The sequence below is a fragment of the Geobacter argillaceus genome, assembly GCF_007830735.1.
In the GTDB taxonomy this organism is placed as follows: domain Bacteria; phylum Desulfobacterota; class Desulfuromonadia; order Geobacterales; family DSM-12255; genus Geomobilibacter; species Geomobilibacter argillaceus.
Map to the genome: position 1 here is coordinate 90,140 of NZ_VLLN01000006.1, position 19,371 is coordinate 109,510.

A 19,371-nucleotide genomic window follows, 5' to 3' on the forward strand; every position below is an offset into this window, starting at 1 on the left:
GCAATACTAAATAGTACCACTAAAATAATATGTCATGCCCTGGTCACGCCTGATATGCAACTTATTACCATAATAACGCCTGGTTATTCGATATGAAGGTTCTCGTGCGAAAAACGGAAGGGCGGAATTCAACGACAGGATACGACTATTTTGTCACCTGCCCCGGATGACGAACATAAGGTACGGTGATATAATTCATAAAAAGTTATTCTATCACTACTTGACATGAGCGTTAAGGTTATGTATGCTACGGTTAAATCCTCACGGGACGGTGACGAGTCATGAGCGAAATCCCCTACAAATCAATTCCTGATATGCTGAGGAAAAATGCCGCTGCGTTAAAGGGCAAGCTTGCCCTGAAATACCGCAAGCAGAGGGAACATGTAACCCTCAGTTATGCTCAGTATTACCTGCGTGCACTGATGGCTGCACGGGGGCTGCGTAAGCTCAACATGCAGCCCGGAGACCGGATTGCCATACTTTCGGAGAACCGTGCCGGCTGGGTTATCGCCGACATGGGTATCCTCGCCGCACGGGGGGTCACCGTGCCGGTGTACGCCACCAACACCCCCGAGCAGATCGAATACGTGCTGAACCATTCCGGGGCGTGGATCGTCTTTGTCTCTACGAAGTTCCAGTATTCCAAGCTGCTCAAGATCCGCGAGGCGATCCCGCAGGTGAAGCAGGTGATCTCGTTCGAACGCTTTCTCGGCGACCCCAAATTGCCGGTCTGTACCTTTTACCAACTGTCCGAGATCGACCTGCCGATCACGGAAGATGAGCAGCGCGAACTGGAGGCCGAGATCGACCTGATCACCCCCGATGACCTGCTGACCGTCATCTACACCTCCGGTACGACCGGCGTGCCGAAAGGGGTAATGCTCACCCACGGCAACATCCTTTTCGATGCCTGGTACGGCGCCAAAAAGGCAGCAATAGTGAGCGAGCGGGATACGTTTCTCAGCTTTCTCCCCTTGAGCCACGTATTCGAGAGGACAGTCGGCTACTACCTGGCCATCATGCGCGGCGCCCTGATGGCCTTTGCCGACAGCATCGAAAAGGTGCCGGAGAATATGCAGGAGGTGAAGCCGACGATCATGATCTGCGTCCCCAGGCTGTTCGAGAAGATCTATTCCCGCATCTTCGAAACCGTGCACAAGATGCCGCTGGTGAAGCGGTGGTTGTTTCACTGGGCGCTCAGGATTGGCAAGGAGTATGTGGATACCAAGTATGTGGAACAGAGGGAACCTGCTTTCGCGACCAGGGCCGAATACGCCCTGGCCGACCTGCTGATCTTCAGGAAGCTCAGGGAGATCTTCGGCGGCAACATGCGCGCCTTCTGCTCAGGCGGCGCGCCGCTGGACAAGACGATCAACGAGTTCTTCTGGATCATCGGCCTTCCCATCCTCGAAGGGTACGGCTTGACCGAGACCAGCCCTATCGTTACGATCAATACCAGGGAGGCGGTCCGCTTCGGTTCGATCGGCACGGTTCTGGAGTATACCGAGGTCAAATGCGACAAGGATGGAGAGTTGCTGGTCAAGGGACCGCAGGTGATGGCCGGTTATTACAACGACCCGGAAGCGACGCGGCAGACGATCGAAGATGGCTGGTTCAGGACCGGCGATATCGGTCATATCGACGATGGCTTTGTCTACATCACGGATCGGAAAAAAGAGTTGATCATCACTGCCGGCGGCAAGAATATCGCCCCCCAGCCGGTGGAAAACGAGTTGAAACTCGACAAGTACATCTCCCAGTCCTATGTGTACGGCGACCGTAAACCGTATCTGGTTGCGCTCCTGGTACCGAATTTCGAACGGATCGTCGAATATGCCCGGGAACACCATATCAATTACTACGACATGGACGACCTGGTCATGAATGAAGAGATCGAATCCCTGCTCACGCAGCGGGTGGCAGAGATCAACAGCCGCCTGGCCCAGTACGAAAGCATCAAGAAATTCGTTCTGCTGCCGCGCGACTTCTCCATCGATGGCGGCGAATTGACCCCGACGCTGAAGCTCAGGCGGAAGGTTATTCACGACAAATACAAGGACCGGATCGAGCGGATGTATGCGGAGAACGGCAATTGAGAAATGCTCCGCCCCTACGGATACCATGTCATTAAGCAACCATACGGAGGAACACGATGAAACGTATCAACAAGGTAGCAGTTCTCGGGGCAGGGGTCATGGGGGCAACCATTGCGGCCCACCTGGCCAATGCCGGCATTCGGACGCTCCTGCTGGATATCGTCCCCGGGGAGTTGAACAACGCGGAAAAGGGGGCCGGGCTTACCCTGAACGACGGGGTGGTCAGGAACCGCTTTGCCGCATCGGGCCTGGAAGGGGTGAAGAAGATGAAGCCGGCCCCCTTTTTCCTCCCTGCCTACGCAGCCTCCATCGAGGTGGGTAACTTCGATGACGACATGGCCAGGCTGAAGGAGTGCGACTGGGTGATCGAGGTGGTCGTGGAGAACATGGTCATCAAGAAGCAGTTGTTCACGGAAAAGGTGGTACCCAACCTCAAGGAAGGGGCCATCCTGTCCACCAACACCAGCGGGCTCTCGGTCAACGAAATGGCCTCGTGCCTCCCGGTGGACATCAGGAAGAGATTCCTGGTGACCCACTTCTTCAACCCCCCACGCTACATGAGACTTCTGGAGATCGTCCCCTGCAGCGAGACCGACCCGACGGTGACCGCAGCCATGACCGACTTCTGTGCCAAACGGCTCGGCAAAGGGATTGTCCATGCCAAGGACACCCCGAATTTCATCGCTAACCGGATCGGCGTCTACGCCATTGCCAACAGCATCCGCACCATGCTGGCCATGGGGCTGACCGTGGAGGAGGTGGATGCCGTTGCCGGTCCGGCCACGGCCCGCCCCAAGAGCGCCGCCTTCCGCACTGCCGACCTGGTGGGTATCGACACCCTGCGGCATGTGGCGAACAACTCCTACGCACTCCTGGTGGATGACGAGGAGCGGGAGATCTTCCGCCTGCCCCCCTTCATCGAGGCCATGGTCGAAAAGGGGCTCCTGGGTAACAAGAGCCGGCAGGGATTCTTCAAAAAGGTCAAGGACGACAACGGGACCTCTTTCTTCTATTACGATTACGTCACCGGCGACTACCAGCCGTCAAAACGTCCTAAATTCGCTTCGGTGGAGGGGGTAAAGCAGATCGACGACCCGGCGAAGCGGCTCCAGACGGTGGTCACCGGCACGGACACTGCTGCCGAGTTTGCCTGGCGAAACCTGCGGGACACCCTCATCTACACCTTCAAACGAATCCCGGAGATCGCCGACGACATCGTCAATATCGACAATGCCATGCGCTGGGGGTTCAACTGGGAGCTCGGGCCGTTCGAGATGTTCGACGCCATTGGCGTGGCGTATTTCGTTGCGCGGGCGGAAAAGGACGGGGTGACGGTTCCGGCCGGCCTGAAGGATATCGAGCGGTTCTACCGCTTCGAGGCCGGGAAGAAGCAGTATTACTGCGTCGACGGCAAGGCCTACCGCGACCTGCCGGTCCGGTCCGACCGGATATCCCTTTCCATCCTCAAAGAAAGCGGTGCGGTCGTGGAACAGAACAGCGGCGCTTCGGTGGTGGACCTGGGGGACGGCGTCTTCTGCCTGGAGTTCCACACCAAGATGAACGCCATCGGCAACGAGGTCCTTGCCATGGTTCACAAGGCGCTCAAACGGACCGAGGAGGAAGGGGTCGGCCTGGTGATCGCCAACGAGGGGGCCATGTTCTCGGCCGGCGCCAACCTGATGCTGCTGGTGATGGCCATTGCCGAAGGGGCCTATGACGAGATCAATATGTCGGTCAAAGGGTTCCAGAAGGCGATGATGGCGATCAAGTACGCCACGATCCCGGTGGTGGCCGCTCCCCACAACCTGGTCATGGGAGGCGGGTGCGAAACCTGCCTCCATTGCGATGCCATCATCCCCCATGCCGAGACCTATATGGGACTGGTGGAGCTGGGTGTGGGGCTGCTCCCGGCCGGCGGCGGCACCAAGGAGATGGCCATCCGCGCCATCAAACTGGCCGAACAGTATGAAACAGACGTGCAGCCGTTCCTGATCAAGAACTATATGAACATCGCCATGGCCAGGGTCAGCATGTCGGCGGCCGAGCTGTACGACATGGGGTTCATGCGGCCGGGCGACGGCATCTCCATGGACCTGGATCGCCGCATCTACGACGCCAAGCAGCGGGTCATCGCCCTCTCTGCCAACTATCGTCCGTCCACGCCGCTCGTCGACCTGAAAGCTCCCGGCAGGAGCGTGGCCGCCACCATCAAGTCCCAGCTCTGGAACATGCGGATGGGGGGCTTCATCTCCGAGTACGACCAGTTCCTGGCCGGCACCGTTGCCGAGGTCATCACCGGCGGCGATGTCCCGGCCGGCACCCCGATCACCGAGGAGTACCTGCTGGAGCTGGAACGGGAGGCATTCGTCCGGCTCTGCGGCCAGAAGAAGACCCTGGAGCGGATCCAGCATATGCTGAAGAAGGGGAAGCCGCTGCGGAATTAACGGCAACTTGGTAGGGGCGATCCTTGTGATCGCCCATTGTGAGGCGGATACCAATTCAAGGCGAATACAAGATTCGCCCCTACAGACAATCAACGGAGGAAACCGATGAAAACCGCATACATCCTGGCAGCCTGCCGCACCGCCGGGTGCAGGGCCAAAAAGGGAAAATTCAGGGATATGAGGCCGGACGACCTGGCTGCTGCCGCCATCAGGGGGGTACTGGACCGGTCCGGCATCGACCCGCGGGACGTGGAGGACGTCATCATGGGGTGCGCCTTCCCCGAAGGGGAGCAGGGGATGAACATGGCACGGGTGGCGGCCATGCGGGCCGGCCTGCCGGTGGAGGTCCCGGCCCAGACCGTGAACCGTTTCTGCTCGTCCGGGCTGCAGACCATTGCCACCGCAGCGGAGCGGATCATGGCCGGCTTTAGCGACTGCATCATCGCCGGCGGCGCCGAGAGCATGACCATGATCCCGATGGGAGGGGTGAAATACAGCGCCAACCCGTCACTGGTGGCTTCCTGGCCCGAATCCTTCGCCTCCATGGGGATCACTGCCGAACTGGTGGCGGACCGGTATGCCATCACCCGCGAGGACCAGGACGCCTTTGCCGCGGCCAGCCACCAAAAGGCTGCCGCAGCCATTAGCCAGGGAAAGTTCAAGGACGAAATCGTGGCGGTGGAAGTGGAAAACTGTTCACTGGCGAACGGCAGAATGAAGAAGACGAAAGCGCTGGTTGATGGCGACGACGGCGTCCGGAGCGACACCAGTGCAGCGGGACTGGCCAAGCTCAAGCCGGCGTTCAAGGCAAACGGTTCGGTCACTGCCGGCAACTCATCCCAGATGACCGACGGCGCAGCCGCCGTGCTGGTGGTTTCCGGCGAGTATCTGGAGCGGATCGGGAAAAAGGCCTTGGCCCGGTTCGTTGCCTTTAGCGTGAAGGGGGTGGCGCCGGAGGTCATGGGGATCGGTCCGGTGGCGGCCATCCCGGCGGCATTGAAGCTGGCCGGGCTTACCCTGGCGGATATCGGGCTGATCGAGCTGAACGAGGCGTTCGCGGCTCAGTCCCTCGCCTGCGTCAGGGAGCTCGGGATCGATCCGGCCAGGGTAAACGTGAACGGCGGCGCCATTGCCCTCGGTCACCCGCTCGGCTGCACCGGCGCCAAGCTGACCGCGACGCTTCTGCACGAGATGCAGCGAAGCTCTACCCGCTACGGCATGGTTTCCATGTGCATCGGCGGCGGCATGGGTGCGGCCGGGATTTTCGAAAACATGTAGGGACGATCCTTGTGATCACCCTCTACCGGGACGGATACACAATCAGGGCGAATACAAGATTCGCCCCTACCAAAATCATTTCGAGGTGACCACATGGCTGCGAAACTTTTCAAAGGTGCCGAATACCTGATTACCGGGGTAACCAAGGACGATATCTTCACCCCGGAGGATTTTACCGACGAACAGCGTCAGATTGGCGAGACCACCGAACAGTTTGTCATCAACGACGTCCTGCCGCACCAGGAGGAGATCGAGAACCACGACTTCGACCGGGTGGTCAGCCTGATGCGCCGGTGCGGGGAGCTGGGGCTCCTGATGATGGATGCCCCGGAGGAGTACGGCGGGCTGGATCTGGACAAGGCGACCAGCATGCTGGCAGCGGAGAAGATCTCCCTGGCCGGCTCCTTTTCGGTGGCCTATGCGGCCCACACCGGCATCGGCACCCTGCCGCTGGTCTACTACGGCACCGAGGCTCAGAAGCAAAAGTACCTGGGAAAGATCATCAGCGGCGAATGGACCTCTGCCTACTGCCTGACTGAGCCCGACTCGGGAAGCGATGCCCTGGGGGCCAAGACGAACGCCGTCCTGTCCGAGGATGGCAAATATTATATCCTGAACGGCACCAAGCAGTTCATCACCAACGGCAGCTTCGCCAACCTCTACACGGTCTTTGCCAAGATCGACAAGGTGCATTTCACCGCCTTCCTGGTGGAGCGAACCTTCGACGGGGTGACGCAGGGAGCGGAAGAAAAGAAGATGGGGATCAAGGGCTCCTCCACCACCCAGATCATTTTGGAGAATGCCAGGGTGCCGGTGGAAAACGTGCTGGGTGAGATCGGCAAGGGACACAAGATCGCCTTCAACGTCCTGAACGTGGGGCGGTTCAAGCTCGGCGCGGCGGTCACCGGGGCGGCCAAGAATGCCTTTAGTGTGGGGGTGAAATACGCCAACATGCGCAAACAGTTCGGCACCGAGATCAGCTCCTTCGGCGCCATCAAGGAGAAGATTGCCGACATGGCGGCCTCCCTGTTCGCCGCCGAGTCGCTGGTCTACCGCCTGGCAGGGCTGATCGACGACCGGCTGGCCACCATCCCCAAAGATACCCCTAACTACTACGACGCTTACCAGCAGGGGATCGAGGAGTACTCCATCGAATGCGCCATTGCCAAGGTCTTTTGCAGCGAGGTGCTGGCCCGGGTGGTTGACGAGGTGGTGCAGATCCACGGCGGCTACGGCTTCATCCAGGATTACCCAGCCGAGCGCTTCTATCGCGACGAACGGATCAACCGGATCTTCGAGGGAACCAACGAGATCAACCGCCTGCTGATCCCCGGCACCATCCTGCGCCGCGCCATGAAGGGGGAGATTCCGCTCCAGCAGTCGGCGATGAAGGCGTTCGAATCGCTGATGACCCCTTCGCTCGACGAGCTCGATGACACCGTTCCCTTTGCCGCGGAAAAGGTGCTGATCGCCAACCTGAAAAAGGCGTTTCTGGTGGTGGCGGGGAGTGGAGCCCAGAAGTTCATGGCAACCATCAAGGACGAGCAGGAGATCCTCTTGGCAGCGGCCGACGTGGCCATCAACATCTTTGCCATCGAGAGCGCCGTGCTCAGGGCCGAAAAGATCCTGCCTTCCTTAAGCGACAACCGGAAGGCAGCGGTCACGGCGGCGGTCAGGAGTTTCACCTTCGAGGCAGCGGAGCGGACCACCACCGCTGCCCGCAAGGCGGCCTTCTACATCGAGGAGGGTGACAATCTGACCATGCTCCTGGCCGGCATCAGGCGCTTCACCAAATACGACGCCACCGGGCTGCTCAAGGCCAAGCGGCTCCTGGCCGACGCCTGCATCGAGGCTGAGAAATACATCTTTTGACCATGCGCCAGCACACGGTTCAAACGCCGTACGTCGTCGGCGAGGCCCACTTTTACTCCATGGAGACCGGGGAGGGGCTCGTTCTGTTCGATACCGGCCCGCCAACGCCGGAAGGGGAGTCATGCCTGACAGCGGCGGTCGATCTGAAGCGCCTGCACAGCCTGTTCGTCACCCATGGCCATATCGACCATTACGGCCTGGCCGATTTTGTCATGAAGAACAGTGCGGTCCGGGTCTACATCGGCCGCAGGGACAGCGTCAAGTTCAGCCGCTATCGGGAACGAAGGGCCCACGGTGCTGAGATCATCAAACAGCTCGGCTTTGGTGACGGGTTTGTGCAGCAATTGCGCGATACGTTCAGGCAGGCCGAGCCCAGTCCGGCATTGCTGGCACAGTGCCGGATCGTCGAGGAGTCCCCGGAACTGGCCGGGATGGGGATCGACTGGCTGGCCTGTCCCGGACACTCCCAGAGCGATATGGTCTACCTGGTGGGTGACTACGCCGTGACCGGCGACCTGCTGCTGAACAACATCTTCCAGGCGCCGCTCCTGGATGTGGACCTGGAGACATTCACGGGCCGCTTCCGAAACTACGACGCCTACTGCCGCTCCCTGCTCAACCTGGTCAAGCTGCGGGGGCGGCGAATCATGCCGGGTCACCGGCAGACGGTGCCAGGGGTTGACGAGGCGATCCTCTTCTATGTCGCGACACTGCTGGAGCGTGCCGGCCAGCTACGATCGCTGCGGCATCTGCCGATCGAAAGCATACTCGACCGGCTTTTTCAGGGCAGGCTTACGGACGCGTTCTCAATCTACCTGAAAGCGTCCGAGATCGTCTTCATGCTGGATTTCCTGGAGAACCCCGCACTGCTCAAGGAGTCTCTGGAGCAGTGCGGACTGTTCGAGCGGGTGGAAGAGGCATACACGGCAGTTGCTGGGTAGCTGCAACCGGGCGATCACGAGGATCGCCCCTACATGAGCAGAATGGAGAACCCATGAACGACCCGCTGTTTCAACCGATTACCATCAACGGTATGGAGGTGAAAAACCGGATTTTCATGCCGGCCATGCACCTGAACATGGCGGCCAATTATGTTGTCACCGACCGCCTGGTGGATTTCTACGCGGAACGGGCCCGTGGCGGGGCGGGGATGATCACCGTCGGCTACGCCACGGTGGACGAGCGCTCCGGCAATCCCACCAATATCGGCGCCCACGAGGACAGTCTGATCCCCGGTCTGGCCCGGCTGGCCGTTGCCATCCGCGAAAACGGCGCCAGGGCTTCGGTCCAGTTGAATCATGCCGGCCGGTACAACCACTCCATGCTCATGGGGGGGAGACGGCCGGTGGCACCGTCGCCGATCCCCTCGCGCCTGACCCGGGAGATCCCGGATGAACTGGACGCCGACGGGATCGGTGAGGTTGTCGGCAGTTTCGCCAAGGCCGCCCGACGGGTGCAGGAGGCCGGCTTCGATAGCGTCGAGGTGCTGGCCGGTACCGGCTACCTGATCAGCGAATTTCTCTCCCCCCTGACCAACCAGCGCAGCGACGGGTATGGCGGCAGTTTCGAGAACCGGTGCCGCTTCGGCCTGGAGGTGATTCAGGCGGTCAGGAGGGCGGTCGGCGACAGTTTCCCGCTGCTGGTCAGGATGAACGGCAATGATTTCATGAAAGGCGGCTCCGGCCGCGAGGAACTCCGGGAGTTTGCCGTGCGGCTGGTTGCCGCGGGGGTGGATGCCCTCTGCGTCAATGTGGGGTGGCACGAGGCCCAGGTTCCCCAGATCGTCACCGAGGTGCCGCGCGGAGTCTTTGCCTACCTGGCCCGGGGTATCCGTGACCGGGTCGATGTCCCGGTCATTGCCAGCCACCGGATCAATGACCCGGCAGTGGCACGGGAGCTGATCAGTGACGGGACCTGCGACATGGTGGCCATCGGTAGGGCACTGATCGCCGATCCCTGGTTCCCGGAAAAGGCCCGTCACGGCCGCGAGCAAGAGATCGTCCACTGCGTGGCCTGTGCCCAGGGGTGTTTCGACAATCTTTTCAAGATGAAGCCGGTGGAATGCCTCTGCAACCCGCTGGCCGGGTACGAACGGGCACGGGAGCTCGGCCCGACCGCAAAACCGCTCAACCTGATGGTGGTCGGCGGTGGGCCGGCCGGGATGAGCGCGGCCATTGCGGCCGCTGCGCGGGGACATCGGGTGACGCTCGTCGAACGGTGCGGCCGGCTGGGTGGTCAGCTCCTGCTTGCCGGGGCGCCACCGGGGCGGGACGAGTTCCGCGAGCTTGCCCATGACCTGGAGCAACAGGTGGCGCGTGCCGGCGTAACCGTGCGGCTCGACGTCGACGTGGATAGGGCGTTCCTGACAACAGCCGCTCCCGATGCGGTCATCCTGGCCACCGGCGGAATACCGGTCACCCCGGCGATTCCGGGGGTGGAACTCCCCCACGTGTGCCAGGCCTGGGACATCCTGACCGGAAAGACTACTGTCGGGCAGAGGGTGGCGGTGATCGGTGGCGGTGCGGTCGGCATCGAGACCGCCCTCCTGCTGGCGGAAAAGGGGACCCTTTCCGGCGAGGCACTGAAGTTTCTCCTCGTTCACGAGGCCGAGCCGCCGGAAACGCTCTATACCCTGGCAACCCGCGGCAGCAAAGAGGTCACCGTGATCGAGATGCTGGACGAACTGGGCAGCAACTTCGGCAAGAGCACCCGCTGGGGGATGATGCAGGACGTGGCGCGCTATGGAGTCGGGACGCGCACTGCTTCACGGGTGGTGGCGATCGACTCCCGCTTTGTCAGGATCGAGAGTAACGACCGGATCGAGGAGATCCCGGCAGACAGCGTGGTGCTGGCGGTCGGGACCCGGTCCCTGAACCCGTTGCAGGAGCATGTCACGGCCCAGGGGCTCCCTTTCCGGGTGGTGGGTGACGCGGAAAGTCCGGCCATGGTCTTCGACGCCATGCACCAGGGGTTCCTGGCCGGGCGGGAGATCGACTGACATATAAACGAAAGGACGATACGGATGAGAATGTTTGTCGCTCTTCTTTTGCTGCTACTGTCGACCCTCCCTGCCTCTGCCCTTGAGGTTGCCGGCGTGACGCTGGAACCGGCAGTGGCGGTCAACGGCCACACCCTGAAGCTAAACGGCCACGGCATCAGGAAGAAATTCTTCGTCAAGGTCTACATCGGCTCGCTCTACAGCGCGAAGCGGCTCGCCACACCGGCAGATGCCCTGCGCTACGCCGATGACCGCTTGATCAGGATGAACTTTCTTCACTCAAAAGTGGAAAAGGGAAAGATCATCGAGGCCTTCAGCGAAGGGTTCAGCAACAACTCCCCCGACCTGGCCGGTTCAGCTGAGGTGAAACAATTCCTCTCCCTGTTCACGGCCGATTTCAGCCGCGGAGACGTGGTTGACCTGGTTCTCGACAGCGACGGGACCGTGGTTGTCAGGCACAACAACAGAGTCCTGGGAAGCATAGCGTCGGGCCGGCTGGCGAGCGGCATCATGGCCATCTACTTCGGGGAGCGGCCGGCGGACGAGGCGCTGAAAAATGGAATGTTAGGGAGGTAGAGATGGCGAAGCGATACGATATACCGATCGAGATGCGATTTTCCGACCTGGATCTCTACGGGCATGTCAACGGCGTGGTCTATTTCGATTACCTGGAAGCGGCGCGCGTGCGGCTCCTTTCCGAGCAGTTCCGCGAGCTGACCGACAGCGGTATCCAACTGCTGGTGGCACGGGCCGAGTGCGATTACAAGGTCCCGATCCTGTACGGCGACACGGTGGTGGTCTCGGTAACGATAGCCAGGATCGGCGGGTCGAGTTTCGATCTGGAGTATTGCATCCACGACCGGGCAGGGAAGACCTTTGCCACGGCAAAAACGGTCATGGTCTGCTACGACAGCGTGAGCAAGACCACTACTACCGTCCCCGATACGATAAAGGCCATGGCCGAATAAAGAGAGGGAATAACGATGACGAAAGATCTGATCCGTACCGAACCGGAAGAAGGGGTGCTCAGTGTGGCCATGAACCGGCCGGACAAGAAGAACGCCCTGAACATGGCCATGTACGGCGCTCTGGAATCGGCACTGACCCTGGCGGACAGCGACGATAGGGTGCGGGTACTGCTGCTCTCGGGAAGCGGGGGTACCTTTACCAGCGGCAACGACCTTGCCGATTTTCTCGACTCATCGTTCATTGTCCGGGATAGTCCGGTCGTGCGGTTCATGAACGCACTGTTTCAGGCGCGCAAGCCGATTGTGGCGGCTGTCGAGGGGATGGCCATCGGCGTCGGTGTGACCATGCTGCTGCACTGCGACCTGGTCTATGCGGGTGAGGGTGCGCTTTTTCAGACGCCGTTCGTGAACCTCGGGCTCTGTCCCGAGGCGGGCTCGACCCTCTTGATGCCGCGCATGATGGGGCACCAGCGGGCAGCGGAACTGCTCCTTCTGGGCGAGCCTTTTCCCGCGAGCCGGGCCAGGGAGGTGGGGATAGTCAACGAGCTCTTCCCTGACGGGTCGGTGCTGGAATCGGCACGGGTAAAGGCCCGGCAACTGGCAGCCCAGCCAGCGGCAGCGGTTCGCATGACCAAGGCGCTGCTGAAACGGGAGAGCGGGGCCGCACTCCTTGAGACGGCACGGCACGAGATCGACTGCTTCACGGAACGGCTCCAGTCGCCCGAGGCTTTGGAGGCCTTTCAGGCCTTCATGCAGCACCGAAAACCCGATTTCTCGCGTTTTTCATGATGAGGGAAGGGGGTGCGCGAACAGCCGCATTCCCTTCCGCGCAGCAGCCATTATCCTACAAAGAGCATTTACCGCAGAGCAACGCGGACCACAGTCTTCCCAGCGAACCTGTGCGTCCTTCCTGGTTGAATTCCCTCCGATAGTCCAGAAAATCCCAATTACACCCGCATAGGCGTTGATAGCGCCTGTTACTCGCCATTGCCTCAACCATCATGTTTTTCCCCGTGGCCGGACCATGCGGCCAGTATTTTGCTGGGGAGAGGCAGCCTGGCTCCTGATCCTGACGACCCCGTGAGTGAGAATATGCCGATTGCCATCGAGAACGTCGATGGCAATCGGACAGCAGGGAGAATCCGCAGAAGAGGATGCATCCGGTGTAATCCATATATGAATCAATGATTCACATTTGGATAAAATGAGTATAACGTGATTATAGTTCTCCGACATATCTCGGCTATATATTCATTTCTTGCCTTAACCACGCTTGTTAGCGGGTAAAATCAAATTTCTCGACAGAGGTAGTCTTCATGCGACCGAAATCCGACCCTACAAAAATAGCCAGTACCCCTTTGAACGGCAAGAGCCTCATTTCGGAGGACCTGTACCTGGCCATGATGAACTCCATGGACGTGGCGATCCTGACGGTCAACAACTCCGGCATGACCGTTTTCGGCAACAGGACCGCCCGCAGGAGTCTGAGCGCCTATCCGGGCATTCACCTGAATGACGTCATCCCCGACCTCTGGTCCAAGATCACCAACCGGCTGAAAGGGGGCACGTTCACCATCGAGGTCTCCGTGCGGGGCGGGGAGGCGAACTACGTGGGGAGGATCAGCCCCATCGTCCTCGACAACCGGGAGGACGGGGCCGTCTGCTTCTTTGTGGAGAATTCCGGGCTGGAAGCGATGGCCATGCAGATGCGGATCTTTCAGGAGTTGACCCGGGAACTGGACGCCATCATCAACTCCTCCTCTGTGGCGCTCTGGATCTGTGACGGCGAAGCCAATGTGCTCCGCATGAATCCGGCATCCGAGCGGCTGAACCAGATCGAGGCCGTCGATTATATCGGTCGCAACATGCGGCAACTGGTTGAGGAGGGATTCATCGACAAGTCGGTCACCCTGGAGGTCATCAAGACCGGAAAGGTGATGAACCTGCTGCAGCAGCGGTTGGGACGCACGCTGCTCGTTACCGGGACCCCGGTTTTCGATGATATGGGCAGATTGATCCGGGTGGTGGTGAGTGAACGCGATGTCAATGAAATAGACCAGTTGCAGCGGGAGATCGAGGAGCGCGAGGCGCTCCAGGACAAGTTCCGCAATCATATGCTGGAGATGCAGCAGCTCAAGCTGGAGTCGCGGCGCATCATCGCCAAGAGCCCGTGCATGGTAAAGGCACTGCAGCAGGCGCTCAAGGTGAGCGTCTCCGACTCATCGGTCCTGATCCTCGGCGAGTCGGGTGTCGGCAAGGGGCTCTTCGCCGACCTGATCCACAAGCACTCGCGCCGCGCCGACAAGCCTCTAATCAAGCTCAACTGCGGGGCCATCCCGGAATCCCTCATCGAATCGGAACTGTTCGGCTACGATAAGGGGGCATTTACCGGCGCCCAGGCTGGGGGCAAGCCGGGCTACTTCGAGATTGCCGACGGCGGCATACTGTTCCTGGACGAGATCGCGGAACTGCCGCTCTCCTCGCAGGTGAAGCTGCTCCGCTTCCTGGAGGACGGCCGCATCACCCGCCTTGGCGGCACCAAGAGCTGCACCGTCGATGTCCGCATCCTTGCGGCAACACACCGCAACCCGGAAGAGATGGTGGCGCTGGGCAAATTCCGGCTCGACCTCTATTACCGGCTGAAAGTGATCCCCATCTATGTGCCGTCGGTGCGGGAGCGCAAGGAGTGCATACTTCCCCTTATCCATCACTACACCGGCCATTTCAGTGAAAAGTACGGTATCAAGAAACGTCTGACGCGTGCCGCAATGGATGGTCTGCTGGCCTATTCATACCCCGGCAACGTCCGGGAACTGATGAACGTCTGCGAACGGTTGGTAGTCATGACGGAGACGGAGGTGATCGATATCCAGGACCTGCCCAGTGACATCCTCTGCCAGGCGCGCGAGGCGGGAGTGACGCAGAGCGATTGGCCGGAAGGGATGACCATGCAGCAGATCCTGGACGACGTGGAGAAGCAGGTGCTCGCGCGCGCCATGGAGCGATTCGGCAGCCAGTACAAGGCAGCTGATTTCCTTGGCCTGAGCCAGCCCACCATTAACAGAAGGCTCAAGAAGTTCAATATCCAGTAGTCGGACGCTGCCGGGCAGGTTGTCGTGATTCATAATTGAATCAGTTTAGGCCCGACAGGCTCATGAACTCGCAAACAGTGTCTCTTGCAAGCAGCGAAATTGTGTGGGCCTGCCTTTATTGGTCTGTAATCGCGTAAGACCAGTGATATTCACTCCTCCACGTCATCTCCCATCCACTGCAACCATACAGACTCTGATCACCGTGTAAGAATTATATTATCAGCTAGTTGCATGGCTACCGGCTGAGCGGGCAGCCGGATTTCACGTCAAGCGGCGTTTCCGGGAATCTGCATATTGGCACGGCTGATGCTTATCATTAATATCAAAATGATGTTTTGGTACAAACAAAACAAATCTGCAAAGGAGATCATCATGAAGTATCGCGTCGCCATTGATACGGGAGGAACCAACACCGATGCCTTCATCTTCAACGAAGAAAACGGCACCTCATTCATAGCCAAGGTCCCCTCGACACCGAAGAACCCGGCAGTTGCCATAACCGATGCCATCAAGGCCGCAGGCCTCAAGGCAGCGGAGATCAAGCTGATTACCCACGGAACGACCGTGGCGACCAATGCGCTGATCGAACGCAACTTTCCGAAGACGGCCATGATCACCACATCAGGCTTTCGGGACGTGGTGGAGATCTGCGACGGCACCAAACAGGAGCTGTGGGACGCCTACCAGGACAAACCGGCCTCCTACATCCGCCGACGCGACCGTTTCGAGGTGACTGAGCGGGTCGATTACAACGGCAATGTGGTAACCCCGCTGGATCGGGAACAGGCGCGCAGCGTCGCCGAGAGGATCTCCAAGCTGGGGTATCAGGCTGTCTGCATCTGCTTCATCAATTCATATGTGAATTCCGACCATGAACAGGCGATGAAGAGCATCCTCGAAGATTTCCTGCCCGGCGGAACCTATGTCTGTACGTCGAGCGAAACCATTCCGGAGATGTTAGAACATCCCCGCTTCAGCACCGCTATGATCAATGCCGTGCTCGGCCCGTGCATCGTGAACTATGTCCGGGACCTGGAAGGGCGTCTCAAGGAGATGGGGTACAGGGGCGACCTCCTGATCCTCCATTCCGGCGGCGGGGTACTTACCGCAAAAGGTACCGCCAGGTTCCCGTCCCGCCTGGCCAGTTCCGGCATCGTGGCCGGCGCCATTGCCGGCGCGCACATCGCCAAGCAGGCCGGATTCCTGAACGCCATCAGCTTCGACATGGGCGGGACCAGCACCGACGTTGCCCTCACCTACAAGGGAGAACTGAAAACGGCCAACAGCTGGCAGGTGGAGTACGGCTATCCGATCATGTTTCCCAGCGTCGAGGTGCTCACCATCGGCGCCGGTGGTGGCAGCATCGCCTGGATAGACGCGGGGGGGTCCCTGCGCAACGGTCCGCAGAGCGCCGGTGCGGACCCGGGTCCGGCCTGCTACGGCAAGGGGGGCGAGGAAGCGACCAACACGGACGCCAACCTGGTGCTGGGCAGGTTGAGCAGCTCCCTGCTCGGGGGGCGGCTGCAGCTCGATCTGAAGGCCTCGAAACAGGTCATCGCTAACAAGATGGTCGGCCCGCTGAACATGGAGCTCGCCACTGCCGCCAGTGCCATGCTGAAGGTGGCGGAGGCCAATATGGCCAACGCGATCCGGTTGATTTCGGTCGGCCGCGGCTATGACCCGCGCGACTTCGCCCTGGTTGCCTTCGGGGGGGCCGGGCCGCTGCACGGGGCGTATCTCGCCCAGGAACTGGAGATCCCGACGGTCATCTTCCCGCGCTATCCCGGCATCGCGTCCGCAATGGGGTGCCTCCTGGTGGATATCCGCCACGATTCAAGCCAGATGTACCTCGGCAGGGTGCAGGACGCAAACCTCATCCAACTTGCCCACAGCTTCGAGTCGATGGAGGAAGAGGCGAGGGACCACCTGCATGAAGAAGGGGTCGCGCCGGAGAACATGCGTTTCGTGCGGCAGCTGGATATGCGGTATATGGGCCAGTGGCGGACCCTTACGGTGCCTGTGGACCTGTCCGATACGGAGAACGGGCTTCAGGAGGCCCTGAAGAAGTTCCACTCCGAGCACGAGCGGGCTTATTCGTACAGCGACCCCAGCCGTGATGTGGAAATATTCGCGCTCAAGCTGGTGACCCAGGGGATCATTCCCAAGCCGACCATGCCCAAGGTACGGGTAACCGGCGACGCGGAGCGTGCCCTGACCGGCAGCCGTCAGGTCTACTTCGACGAGGCCGGAGGGTATGTGGAAACCCCGGTCTACAACCGGGAGGAGCTGCTGCCGGGAGCCCGGATCATGGGACCGGCCGTCGTGGAACAGCTGGATTCGACCGTGGTCCTTCCTCCCGAGACATCGAGCGTCGTTGATCCCTATCTGAATATCATTACCAACTTTATCCGGGGCTGAGAGGAGAAACATCATGCGAACCAGTGAACTGCACAAGAGTTCTTACGAACCTGAACACGAAGAAAAGGCGCCGGTCAAACTCGATCTGATCACCTTCGAGGTGCTCAAAAACGCCTTCATCAACCTGGTGGACCAGATGTCCGAGCAGTTGCTGCGCACCTGCTACTCGTTCGTCATCTACAGCCGCGATTTCAGTAACTGCATCTGCGACCGCCATGGCAATACCGTGGCCCAGGGTACCCAGGATATCGCCGTACACGTCGGCACGCTGCATTTCAGCGTCAAATCGGTCATCGAGCAGTTCGGCTCCGACATCCGGCCGGGAGATGTCTTCATCACCAATGACCCGTATAACGGTGGCACCCACTTCAACGATGTCAGGATCATCCGCCCCATTTTCTGTGACGAGGAACTGGTGGCATTCACCCAGTCGAACGGACACTGGGCCGATATCGGCGGCAGTGTGCCCGGATCCTTCGACATCACCGCCAAGGAGCATTTCGGCGAGGGGCTGCGCATCACCCCGATGAAGATCTGGAAGGAGGGGGTGTTCCAGGAAGATGTGGCCAAGATGCTCGTGTCCAACATGCGGGCGCCCAACGATTCCCTCGGCGACCTGCGTGCCCAGTCCGAAGCCACGCTGTGCGGCGCGCGGCGCCTGCTGGCCCTGATGGACAAGTACGGCAAGGAGACGATCCTGCTGGCGTTCGAGGAGGTGCAGAACTATGTGGAGCGGTATGCCCGCGGCCAGCTGAAAAAGCTCCCCAAGGGGACCTGGAGCGCCACGGACTTCATCGACCAGGACCCGTCCGGGGAGGAAGGGCTGATACCGATCAAGGTCACCATGACCATCGAGGAAGACCGGGTGTTCTACGACTTTACCGGCACCCACGCCTCCATCGGCTGCTTCCTGAACTCGACCTACAGCGCCTCGTTCTCGGGGGTGGTCGCCGGCACCAAGACCTTCTTCCCCGAACTCCCCCTCAATTCCGGTTTCTACCGGATCATCGACGTCCATTTCCCGGAAGGGAGCGTTGTCAACGCCCCCTGGCCGGTGGCGGTGGCCGGTTACTGTTCGGGCAGCTATGAGAAGATCATGAACGCGATCTTCGCCCTCTGGTCGAACATCATCCCGGAACGGGCGCTGGCCTGCTCCTTCAACCTGGAGTACCTGCTTGTCGGCGGCTGGGACGGGCGGGACAAGTCCAACCGGCGCTATTTCATGAACTACGACTGGATGGCCGGCGGCTGGGGGGGGCGTAACGGCAGAGACGGCTCCAATGCAACCTCGCCCGTCTTCGGGGTCGGCCTTGCCATCCAGTCGGTCGAGGCCCAGGAGCGGTTGAGCCCGGTGCTCACCAGCGAGCACCAGATCGAAACCGACTCCGGCGGTCCCGGCAAATATCGCGGCGGATGCGGTGTCCGCCGGGGCGGGAAGCTGACCAAGGTCGAGAAAGCGGTGATGTCGTACTGCTGCGACCGTTCTCGCTCCGTCACCTGGGGGATCTGGGGCGGTCTGCCGTCACGACCCCATGGTGTCTCGCTGCTCCGTCAGGGCGCCGAGCAGGTGGAGTATCTCGGCGCCGTGTTCTCCAACGTCCCGGTAAAGGAAGGGGATCTGTTCAGCCGGCCTTCGTCGGGCGGCGGCGGGTTGGGCGATCCGCTGGAACGGGCGCCCCAGGCCGTGCTCGACGATGTCATCGACGGGTACGTGAGTGTGGCCCGGGCCCGTACCGATTACGGCGTGGTGATAACCGCTGTCACCCCCGAGCTCAATGACTACCGCGTCGATCTCGATGCCACGGCCAGGGCACGTGCCGACATCCGGGCGACCCGCGACGCACTGCTGACGATGGATCCGCTCACCGTTGCCGAAAAATTCCGGGCAGGGGAGATCGATACCCTCGATGTGATCCGCCAGTACGGGGTCATCTGCAACTGGAACGACCGGACGCTCCTGCCGAAAACCACCAGCCAGTTTCGCGAGGCTCTCGCCGCAAGACGAAAGCCGCCAAAGCTGTAACCATTCCATAGCACAGTCCCGTTTGCGGTAATCAGGCGTAATGGGCATTCAAATCAATCAGTTATGACAACGGATTGATTTGAATGCCCAGGCGGACACTCTAGCTTTGTGCCCGGTTCCGGCAGTTGGCATACAGAACAGTCTCTGTGGGAGGGAACAAAGGAAGTCAAATCGTTGGTTAA

The 19,371-nt window shown here is 60.3% G+C and carries 12 protein-coding genes; all 12 read left to right on the forward strand.

The annotated features are described in order from the left end of the window. Positions 1-281 precede the first annotated feature (281 nt). The 12 genes from JN12_RS06730 (at position 282) to JN12_RS06785 (ending at position 19,189) form a co-directional block, all read left to right on the forward strand. Positions 282-2,096, forward strand: a complete 1,815-nt coding sequence (locus JN12_RS06730; protein ID WP_145020092.1) for an AMP-dependent synthetase/ligase — start codon at positions 282-284, stop codon at positions 2,094-2,096. A gap of 56 nt (positions 2,097-2,152) precedes the next feature. Continuing rightward, positions 2,153-4,540: a 3-hydroxyacyl-CoA dehydrogenase/enoyl-CoA hydratase family protein gene (locus tag JN12_RS06735; protein ID WP_145020095.1), complete on the forward strand. Its 2,388-nt coding sequence runs from the start codon at positions 2,153-2,155 to the stop codon at positions 4,538-4,540. A gap of 105 nt (positions 4,541-4,645) precedes the next feature. Then, positions 4,646-5,818 carry a thiolase family protein gene (locus JN12_RS06740; RefSeq protein ID WP_145020098.1) on the forward strand — a complete coding sequence of 391 codons (1,173 nt, stop codon included), beginning with the start codon at positions 4,646-4,648 and terminating at the stop codon, positions 5,816-5,818. Positions 5,819-5,911: 93 nt separating this feature from the next. After that, complete coding sequence (locus JN12_RS06745; protein WP_145020101.1) at positions 5,912-7,690, forward strand: acyl-CoA dehydrogenase family protein; 1,779 nt, start codon at positions 5,912-5,914, stop codon at positions 7,688-7,690. Between the two features lie 2 nt (positions 7,691-7,692). Further along, entirely contained in the window at positions 7,693-8,631 is a 939-nt protein-coding gene (locus tag JN12_RS06750) for an MBL fold metallo-hydrolase (RefSeq protein WP_145020311.1), read from the forward strand. 53 nt (positions 8,632-8,684) lie between these two features. Continuing rightward, positions 8,685-10,688 carry an oxidoreductase gene (locus JN12_RS06755; RefSeq protein WP_145020105.1) on the forward strand — a complete coding sequence of 668 codons (2,004 nt, stop codon included), beginning with the start codon at positions 8,685-8,687 and terminating at the stop codon, positions 10,686-10,688. Between the two features lie 24 nt (positions 10,689-10,712). Continuing rightward, positions 10,713-11,264, forward strand: a complete 552-nt coding sequence (locus tag JN12_RS06760; protein ID WP_145020108.1) for a chalcone isomerase family protein — start codon at positions 10,713-10,715, stop codon at positions 11,262-11,264. Between the two features lie 2 nt (positions 11,265-11,266). Continuing rightward, positions 11,267-11,656, forward strand: a complete 390-nt coding sequence (locus JN12_RS06765; protein WP_145020111.1) for an acyl-CoA thioesterase — start codon at positions 11,267-11,269, stop codon at positions 11,654-11,656. A 15-nt stretch (positions 11,657-11,671) separates the two neighbouring features. Continuing rightward, positions 11,672-12,445: an enoyl-CoA hydratase gene (locus tag JN12_RS06770; protein ID WP_145020114.1), complete on the forward strand. Its 774-nt coding sequence runs from the start codon at positions 11,672-11,674 to the stop codon at positions 12,443-12,445. Between the two features lie 527 nt (positions 12,446-12,972). Then, on the forward strand, positions 12,973-14,748 hold the full coding sequence (locus JN12_RS06775; protein WP_145020117.1) for a sigma-54 interaction domain-containing protein: 1,776 nt from the start codon (positions 12,973-12,975) through the stop codon (positions 14,746-14,748). Between the two features lie 372 nt (positions 14,749-15,120). Next, positions 15,121-17,166, forward strand: a complete 2,046-nt coding sequence (locus tag JN12_RS06780) for a hydantoinase/oxoprolinase family protein (RefSeq protein ID WP_145020120.1) — start codon at positions 15,121-15,123, stop codon at positions 17,164-17,166. Between the two features lie 13 nt (positions 17,167-17,179). Next, a complete protein-coding gene (locus tag JN12_RS06785) occupies positions 17,180-19,189 on the forward strand; it encodes a hydantoinase B/oxoprolinase family protein (RefSeq protein ID WP_145020123.1) in 2,010 nt (669 codons plus the stop codon). The last annotated feature ends 182 nt before the right edge of the window (positions 19,190-19,371 follow it).

Bases quoted from the DNA above. Each gene is read 5' to 3' on its own strand.
- JN12_RS06765 (WP_145020111.1), top strand. From the start codon at position 11,267: ATGGCGAAGCGATACGATATACCGATCGAGATGCGATTTTCCGACCTG.
- JN12_RS06740 (WP_145020098.1), top strand. From the start codon at position 4,646: ATGAAAACCGCATACATCCTGGCAGCCTGCCGCACCGCCGGGTGCAGG.
- JN12_RS06730 (WP_145020092.1), top strand. From the start codon at position 282: ATGAGCGAAATCCCCTACAAATCAATTCCTGATATGCTGAGGAAAAAT.
- JN12_RS06755 (WP_145020105.1), top strand. From the start codon at position 8,685: ATGAACGACCCGCTGTTTCAACCGATTACCATCAACGGTATGGAGGTG.
- JN12_RS06735 (WP_145020095.1), top strand. From the start codon at position 2,153: ATGAAACGTATCAACAAGGTAGCAGTTCTCGGGGCAGGGGTCATGGGG.
- JN12_RS06745 (WP_145020101.1), top strand. From the start codon at position 5,912: ATGGCTGCGAAACTTTTCAAAGGTGCCGAATACCTGATTACCGGGGTA.
- JN12_RS06760 (WP_145020108.1), top strand. From the start codon at position 10,713: ATGAGAATGTTTGTCGCTCTTCTTTTGCTGCTACTGTCGACCCTCCCT.
- JN12_RS06780 (WP_145020120.1), top strand. From the start codon at position 15,121: ATGAAGTATCGCGTCGCCATTGATACGGGAGGAACCAACACCGATGCC.
- JN12_RS06785 (WP_145020123.1), top strand. From the start codon at position 17,180: ATGCGAACCAGTGAACTGCACAAGAGTTCTTACGAACCTGAACACGAA.
- JN12_RS06750 (WP_145020311.1), top strand. From the start codon at position 7,693: ATGCGCCAGCACACGGTTCAAACGCCGTACGTCGTCGGCGAGGCCCAC.
- JN12_RS06770 (WP_145020114.1), top strand. From the start codon at position 11,672: ATGACGAAAGATCTGATCCGTACCGAACCGGAAGAAGGGGTGCTCAGT.
- JN12_RS06775 (WP_145020117.1), top strand. From the start codon at position 12,973: ATGCGACCGAAATCCGACCCTACAAAAATAGCCAGTACCCCTTTGAAC.